We start from the raw sequence: 7781 nt of genomic DNA on the forward strand, positions 1-7781 counted from the left end.
GCGTTGACCAGCGAAACGTACTGAACGTCAGCCAGATTGAACCCGGCGGTTGCGATTTCGGTGGCGGATCCACCCGAGGCGTAGTGCAGAGTCGCCATCCCATAATCCTTCTTTGATTCGATAGCGCCCCGCGGATGTCTGCCTACTAGAGGGTGTATATTAGCGCCAAATCACATACCTGCAGGCTCTGATAGAATGGTTGATCGCCAATAGGAATGCTGCACGGAAGGAGAAAGCTCAATAGAGATATTCAATGCATATCAAGAAAATCATCGCGTTAAGTCCGTAGCTCTATCCAGATTATCTGATTTAATTGGCAACCGGTAGTTTACTGGTCTAAAATGTAGCCTGCGTGTTGTGGAATTGAATTGTGAATTAAATCTCTACTTAGTTGTTAACCTACCAAATTTATAAATCAGACGAACATTTAATCTAAGAGCCAAGCCCCTCCACAGTCTCATTGCCGCAACCAATTAGTTGTGGACAATTCGTAGGCGTCGGGACATTCGTTGCGGGATGTCGGTCGGCAGATCAGGTTTCCGACATCGGAGGGGTCGAATCGGCCTATCCGCTGGTCGCAAGACGGCAAGTCGCGTCAGTGGTTGTGGCTGAGGGGGGCTGATCATTATGCCTGGTAGCACGCGGACCCGGACAGGGAGCTTAGGAATCCCAGCGTAGAGCAGCCGTACAGCGCACGACCGTCGGAAGCGCTTTCTTGGTTGTCTTAATCAGCGGCAAGTCCGGCTTGGCAGAACTCCCTAGAGTTCGAGGCGCAATTCATCCGCGTACCCATAAGATGCTGTCGAGGTGCTTCGCGGTATGCGTAAGGCCGTGATCCCAATGCGGTTTACCTCATTCGAACAGACGAGGACAGTAGGCAAACCTCCTCCTACCGTACCCTTTCACGCGCACAGAAGTAACGAAGCAAAACCATGAAAGCAGATGCGAAAGGTAGTTACTTCACGCGACCGAAACACGGCGCACAGACGGGAGCTTCGGGATGAATCCGCATCTCGTTTGTGTGGGAGGCGAAGATCACGCCCTGAGGATTCCGTTCCTAATGTCGCTGCGCGAAAGCGGCTTCCGGGTCACTGCGGTTTCGACCGGCGATGAGGCTGCGTTTTTGCGGCATGGCATTCCGCATCGCCGCTACGGTTTCGACCGATTTGCCAGCGGCAGTGGCGAGTGGACCGCCGTAAGAGCGATTCGGAAATTGGTGGCGGAACTCCGGCCTGACATTGTCCAAAGTTTCGACACCAAGCCTAACCTGCTGGCACCCCTTTCACTGCGCGGAACGGTCCCGGTCGTGCGCACGATCAACGGCCTGGGCTGGACATTCTCCTCGCTGGAACCGCGGGCTCTGGCCTTGCGTCCAATCTTTTGCGGGCTGCAATGGCTTGCTTCCTTCTGGACGGCAGCGACGGTGTTTCAGAATCGGGACGATGAGGCTTTCTTCAAGCGCTTTCGATTGATTGAACCCGGCAGAGGAAGAGTGATCCGCAGTTCTGGCATCGACGTCGATGCGTTCGCCATGGCGAGGCACCTTGCTCCGCCGGCAACGAAAATGCGCCAGGAATTCGGGCTCCAGTCAGCAGAGATCGTAATTTTTGTGGGCCGGCTGACCCACCAGAAGGGCATCCCGGTATTGCTTCAAGCAGTCCCCCGCGTCCTTTCCAAAAGGCCTAATGCTCGTTTCGTGCTTGTCGGCCCTTGGGAGTCCGAAGGTCCATTTGCAGTCGACAAGTCGGAAATCGATCGACACGCTCCTCATGTCATCGCGCTTGGCCCACGACGCGATGTTCCAGCCCTTCTTGGCATGGCCGACGTGTTCGCCTTCCCCACACAATATCGAGAAGGAATCCCGCGCGTCCTGCTCGAGGCAGGGCTGGCGGGATTGCCCATCGTCGCTTCGAAGATGCCAGGCTGCAATGAAGTGGTCGAGGATGGATGGAACGGCTACCTTGTCCAACCGCACGACGCCGATGGTCTTGCATCTCGACTAGTTGACATCCTGTCCGACCGCAGTCGTGGAAAAATCATGGGCGGTCGTTCCGTCGAACTTGTCCGGGAGCAGTTCGCGCTGCCGCGGGTGGTCGCTCAGTATTGCGATCTGTACGAAAATATCCTTAGCGCCAAATCCCACACTGGCCTCGCCCGACCGGCGTATCCGATCTTGCTTGGAGAGGGTGCTGCGAAAAGCAGATTGGATGTGCGCCGATGATGCGGGACGTGATCCTGGCCAGCGGCCTCGCAATGACCTATGCGGTGCAACTCGAAATTCCTGGGTCGCCCTTGGGGATTGGCGAACTGCTCCTCGTGCTTTGGATCATGCTGTCGATAGGGCGTGTGCTTGCTGGCGGTCACCTGGAGACGAGGCCGGCGCTGACACGTCTTGCGAGCTTCTGGACGATCATGGCGCTTGCTCTCGGGGTCGGCACCGTCGTCGGCTATCTGACCACAGTTCTATATCTGACGGGCCTGATGCACGATACGATGGCCTACCTGCTGTTGGTCAGCATCACGTGCCTTGCCGCTGCAGAACCCGAGGCTGATCGCCATCTGCGTCGTGCTGGCTGGTGGGTTGTGGGCATCGCGAACATGGCCCTTGCCATTCAGCTGGGACAGGGCTGGGGCTGGATCCCCCAAGGTGGCGTCGATCCCTGGTACTGGGACCGCTTTCGCGGCTGGTCGCATAATCCAAACCAGCTCGCGCTCTACTGCGCAATCTTTGGCCCGCTAGCCTTGCATCTTGCGACCACCACCAGCAATCGATGGGGCAGGTTTCTTGGGATCGCTAGCTTGTTCCTGACCTTCTATGTCGGGAGGCTGACAAAGAGCGATACCTATTTGTACACCAGCATCCTGACCTGCCTGACGTTCCTCGGGCTGCGGATCAGGACATGGCTCAAGACCGGTGGCAACAGGGTCAGCTTTTCACGGCAAGCCGTCCTCCTGTTGCTTGTCGGTATCCTTCCGTTGGCGATGGCGATAACACCCTACGCTGTAACGGAGGCGAGCGTCCTCGAAAACTTCGCTAAGGGCCTGACCAAGGACAAGGGCGGCGAGGCCACTGCCGAAACCGCCGCACTCCGCGTGCATCTCTGGGACGAAGCGTTGGAGAAGGGCGCCGAATCCGGATCGCTTGGGCTTGGTCCAGGTCCGCATCTCGAGCGCCCATCCGTGTTCGACTCGCAATTTCTGGAACGGCCCTTCGAGGCTCACAACACCATCCTCGACCTGTACACTCAAGGTGGTCTTATTGCGGTTCTGGCGCTGGTCTGGATAATCAGCGCCGCCATCATGTCGGTGTGGCGTGCGAAGCTCGACGCGCTGTTTGCGCTCGTGGTGTCAATCATCATCTTCGGGATGCCGCACCTGATCATCCGCCACCCGATCATGTGGTTTGCGCTAACAATCTGCCTTGTCGCCGGTGAGCCGAAAGCAGTTTCTGCAATCTCCAACAATCCGGGGTAATGGTATGTGTGGTATTGCCGGAATTCTTCTTGCATCCGATTCAGCCGACACGAGGCCGCTCAGGGCAATAGAGCAGATGACGTCCGCGCTTCGTCACCGCGGGCCGGATGGCGAGGCATTCTGGGTAAACCGTGAATCGGGGGTCGCCTTCGGTCACAGGCGGCTGGCCATCGTTGACCTGTCGGAGGCTGGCCGTCAGCCGATGCATTCCGAAAGCGGCCGATATATCATCACGTTCAACGGCGAAATATACAATTTCCGTGATTTGCGCCGTGAGCTGGAGAGTACAGGTCATCATTTTCGGAGCGCCAGCGATACCGAAGTCATGCTCGCCGCAATTGAGAGTTGGGGCCTCGAAAAAGCACTCACCCGTTTCGCCGGCATGTTCGCTTTAGGATTATGGGACCTTAAGACAAGGACGCTCCATCTCGCCCGCGACCGAATGGGCAAAAAGCCGCTTTATGTCGCCTCAACACGCGATGCACTTGTTTTTGCTTCCGAGTTGAAGGCGATCAACCGTTTTCCAGGGTTTTGCCAGGAGCTCGATATCGATGCGGCCGCGGCAATGCTTTCGAAGGGATGGGTACCGGATGACAGCTGCATTTGGCGAGGCGTATTCAAGCTGCCGCCGGGTTCGGTCCTCTCGGTAACGGCCGCTGAGTTCTCCGGGGAACGCAGTGTCGCCTCCCTGTCGCATCGCATTCGACACTGGTGGTCGCTGGCCGAAGCCGCCACGAAAGGGCGGACGGAGCAGGTCGCCGGCAGCGACGAGGAACTCACCGATGAACTGGACGGCCTGCTTCGGCTTGCCGTTCGGGAGCGCATGATCGCTGACGTCCCGCTGGGGGCTTTCCTGTCGGGCGGAATAGACAGCTCGACGGTTGTAGCCCTGATGCAGGCTCAATCGGAAAAGCCCGTGCGCACGTTCACGATCGCTTTCGGAGAGGGCGGGTTCGATGAGGCCCCCCATGCTGCGGAAGTCGCGCGCCATCTGGGCACCGACCATACCGAACTCCACCTTTCGGCTGCCGTAGCGCGCGACGTGATTCCAGAACTGCCGCAGATCTGGGATGAGCCTTTCGCTGACGAATCGCAGATACCAACCCTGCTGGTGGCGCGGCTCGCCCGCAGGCACGTTACGGTTGCTTTGTCCGGCGACGGTGGCGATGAATGCTTCGCCGGCTATGCCCGCCACTTCATGGCGGCCCGGCTGCGACAACAGCATGCTCTCCCGTCAGCACTGCGTCGGGCGCTTGCGGCAGGCACTGGGCTACTGGCTCATGCGGTCCGTCACGATCTCTTCGGCAAGCTGCCGCTTTCGGCGCGTGCGCGGCATGCGCTGCGCGGCGATCGCCTGGATCGCCTCGCTCAGTTGCTCACTGCGACCGATGAGGATGAGTTGTATCGGCGACTTACGGGATCATCGACCGAGAATCTCAGCCTGCACCAGCCACCCTCATCAATTCACGTCGAGCACCGGCTTGATGGGCTGCTGTCCCGTCTTTTGTATGACGATATGGCCGGATACCTGCCCGGCGACATATTGGTGAAGCTGGATCGCGCCAGCATGGCCAACAGCCTCGAGGGGCGGTGCCCGTTGCTCGATCATCGGGTTGTCGAATTCGCTTGGCGCCTGCCGACGAATACGAAGGTTCGTAATGGCAAAGGTAAGTGGATACTTCGTCAGTTGCTGCGCCGGTACATTCCGCAGCGGCTGATCGAGCGGCCCAAGCAAGGTTTCGACGTTCCAATAGCGATCTGGCTGAGAGGCCCGCTGCGCGGTTGGGCCAACGATCTCGTCGGCGATATGCGTCTCTCCGGCGACGGGATTTTCGACCTTGCAAAGGTGGATGCGTGTTGGCGCGATCACACCGATGGCAGACACGACCATACTCGCGAATTGTGGCCGGCTTTGATGTTCCAGGCCTGGCGCAACGAGGCGAAGCGGCCATTGCTGTCAGCAACGGATTCTCGCCTGCCAGAACTTACAGGAGTTTGAGATGGAAGGGTCCATAGTTAGCCGCATCCACCTTCCGCACGTCACGGAAATGCACGTACCGATGCGCGAAATCAATCCGCGCATGAAACGGCCATTACGCGAGCAGATTGACTCGCAAACGCCGCTCCATCAGCTCCTCATTACCCTCTCAAGAAAAAAATGGTTCCTGCTGGCCATGGTCATCTCCGGCGGTGTATTAGCCGGGCTTGCAGGTCTTGCACGGCCTGCCCTGTATGAAGCCACCACACAGGTGATCGTCGACGCACCCAGCAGAGCGGGACCTGCCGGCGGCTTGGTCTCTGCTCAGGATGCTGTGGATTCCAGCATTGATGACCACATAACCATGCTCTCGTCGCAAGGCCATCTGCGAAGCGTGGTGACAGCGTTGCGCAAAACGGACGCTCTCAACATTACTAGAAAGATTGATGCTGGCACCGAAAATTCTGCTGCTAATCCAGCGGGCGACGAGCCACCGAAGTTGCGCTCGGGTACAGCCGATCTGCTTGCCAAAATTTGGCAGCGAAGCACTCCGGCAGAGCCAGATGCGGCTGAACTCAAGATACTGCGTAAGGGTATAAGGATCGGCCAGGAGCTGCGATCGAGGGTCATCAGTGTCGGCTTCACCGATCACGATCCGGCGCGGGCCGCTTTGATCGCCAACACGTTCGCCCAAGTGTATATTGGCGATCTGGCAAGGAAAAGCCAAGCATCGGACAGACTGGAACTTGAATCGATAGTTGCCGGACTTCCAGCAACACAAAACAGTCTCGCAGAAGCGACCGATCGTCTTGAGAGGTATCGGCTGAGCCATGGCGCGATCGACCAAGGTGCAGCGGACAATGCCGCCAAAGAGATAATCGAACTCACCCAGCAAATCTCCTTGTCGAAAGCGGATCTCTCCGCATCGGAATCTCGACTCCAACACATTCAGGACTTGCGAAAGGGGGGCGCGTCGGTCTCCTCGTTAGCCGAAGCCATCGGATCACCCGTGCTGACCGACCTCTTGGGACGCCAGGCCAACGGCACCACAGATGAGGATGTCAGAAATGCGATCGATCGTGAGATCGAACAAGAAATCGCCCGCGTCGCTGCCGAGACGAACATCTATCGCTCCCAAATAGCGGTGCTGCAACAGCGTAAGAACGTCCTGGATGCGGTTGTGGCCGATACAGCCGGCCGGCTTTCCGGATTGCGCGCTCTCGAGCCCCAGGTCAGCATCCTGACGCAGCGCTACAACGACCTTTTGACCCGGCAACAAGACTTGATGCGGCGTATTGCAAGTCCATCCCCCGGAGTCAGGCTTCTCTCAGCGGCGTGGCCCCCTACCAATCCAACGACTCTTTCGCCAATATTTCTTATTCCGCCCGGCATGGTCGTGTTTGGCCTGATTGGAGGCATATTCATACTTGTCCGCCAACGCTTCGATAGCACCTTGCGCGGAGAGGCCGAAGCTGAAGCAGCGCTCAAGGTTCCGTGCCTCGGGCTAATACCCCAGGCTGCCACAACGCACGCGAAGCGACTGCAGCAGCTGGTTTCAGGCCAGCAGGAGTCCAGATACAGTCGCGCCGTGACAGCCCTGCTTGTCGCCGCGGCGCCCCAACGGGCGAGAGATTGCTCGAACATAATCTTGATAACATCCTGCGGTGAGGATGATGGCAAGACCGAGCTCGCATGGAGCATGGCCTTGGCGGCCACCAGACTTGGAGGGCGAGTACTCTTTATTGATCTGGACCGCACGGACCGCCGCCTTACAGGCGAGTTTGTGAAGGAATTCAGCGCACGTAAGCCGCCCAATTTTTTCGGAGATTATGTCAGTGACCGTTGTGCGCTGCACGATGCGATAGCTGGAATGTCGGCAATCGGAATCGATTTCATGGCGCTCGCACCGTCGGAGGATCTGCTGCCCTTGCTGTCCAGTGTCGACGGCTCTCCTTTCAAAGATGAACTTCACTCGATCTATCGGGTGGTCATCATAAATGGGCCGCTGGGGCTTGAGGGACCAGAAGCCAGACTCCTGACAGGCTGGGGCGACGTGGTTCTTTTCGCCGTTCGCTGGGCGAAAACGCGACGCAGCATCGCGCGAGGCGTTCTAGACCTGCTTGCGGGCGATACGCCAGCTTCGGTTCCCATCGCAAGCGTTCTCACGAAGGTTAATCTCAGGAAGCATGCGGGTTACCGGTTCGGGGACAGCGCTGATCTTTTGCTGGAGAAGGCATGACGAGCGCGGGTTTCTATTGTTTGCTACTTCCGCCACCGCTTGGTTGAAAATCACCGCTTTAGGCGCTGCGCCGGTCGGCTGCCGGCGGGC

At 58.2% G+C, this 7781-nt stretch carries 4 protein-coding genes; all 4 read left to right on the forward strand.

Annotated features, from left to right (window positions below; all coding sequences use genetic code 11):
- The first annotated feature begins 1000 nt into the window (after positions 1-1000).
- Genes AC0L2P_RS14825 through AC0L2P_RS14840 form a run of 4 tightly spaced genes read left to right on the forward strand, consistent with a single transcriptional unit; the run spans position 1001 to position 7691 of the window.
- Positions 1001-2221 (forward strand): glycosyltransferase, encoded by a 1221-nt coding sequence (locus AC0L2P_RS14825; RefSeq protein WP_473502036.1) that lies wholly within the window; start codon positions 1001-1003, stop codon positions 2219-2221.
- Entirely contained in the window at positions 2221-3474 is a 1254-nt protein-coding gene (locus AC0L2P_RS14830; RefSeq protein ID WP_473502037.1) for an O-antigen ligase family protein, read from the forward strand. The genes AC0L2P_RS14825 and AC0L2P_RS14830 overlap by 1 nt, the downstream gene beginning before the upstream one ends.
- Positions 3475-3478: 4 nt before the next feature.
- Entirely contained in the window at positions 3479-5473 is a 1995-nt protein-coding gene (gene asnB / locus AC0L2P_RS14835) for an asparagine synthase (glutamine-hydrolyzing) (RefSeq protein WP_473502038.1), read from the forward strand.
- A gap of 1 nt (position 5474) precedes the next feature.
- On the forward strand, positions 5475-7691 hold the full coding sequence (locus AC0L2P_RS14840) for a GumC family protein (RefSeq protein WP_473502039.1): 2217 nt from the start codon (positions 5475-5477) through the stop codon (positions 7689-7691).
- The last annotated feature ends 90 nt before the right edge of the window (positions 7692-7781 follow it).

The sequence above is a fragment of the Mesorhizobium sp. WSM4836 genome, from assembly GCF_055811815.1.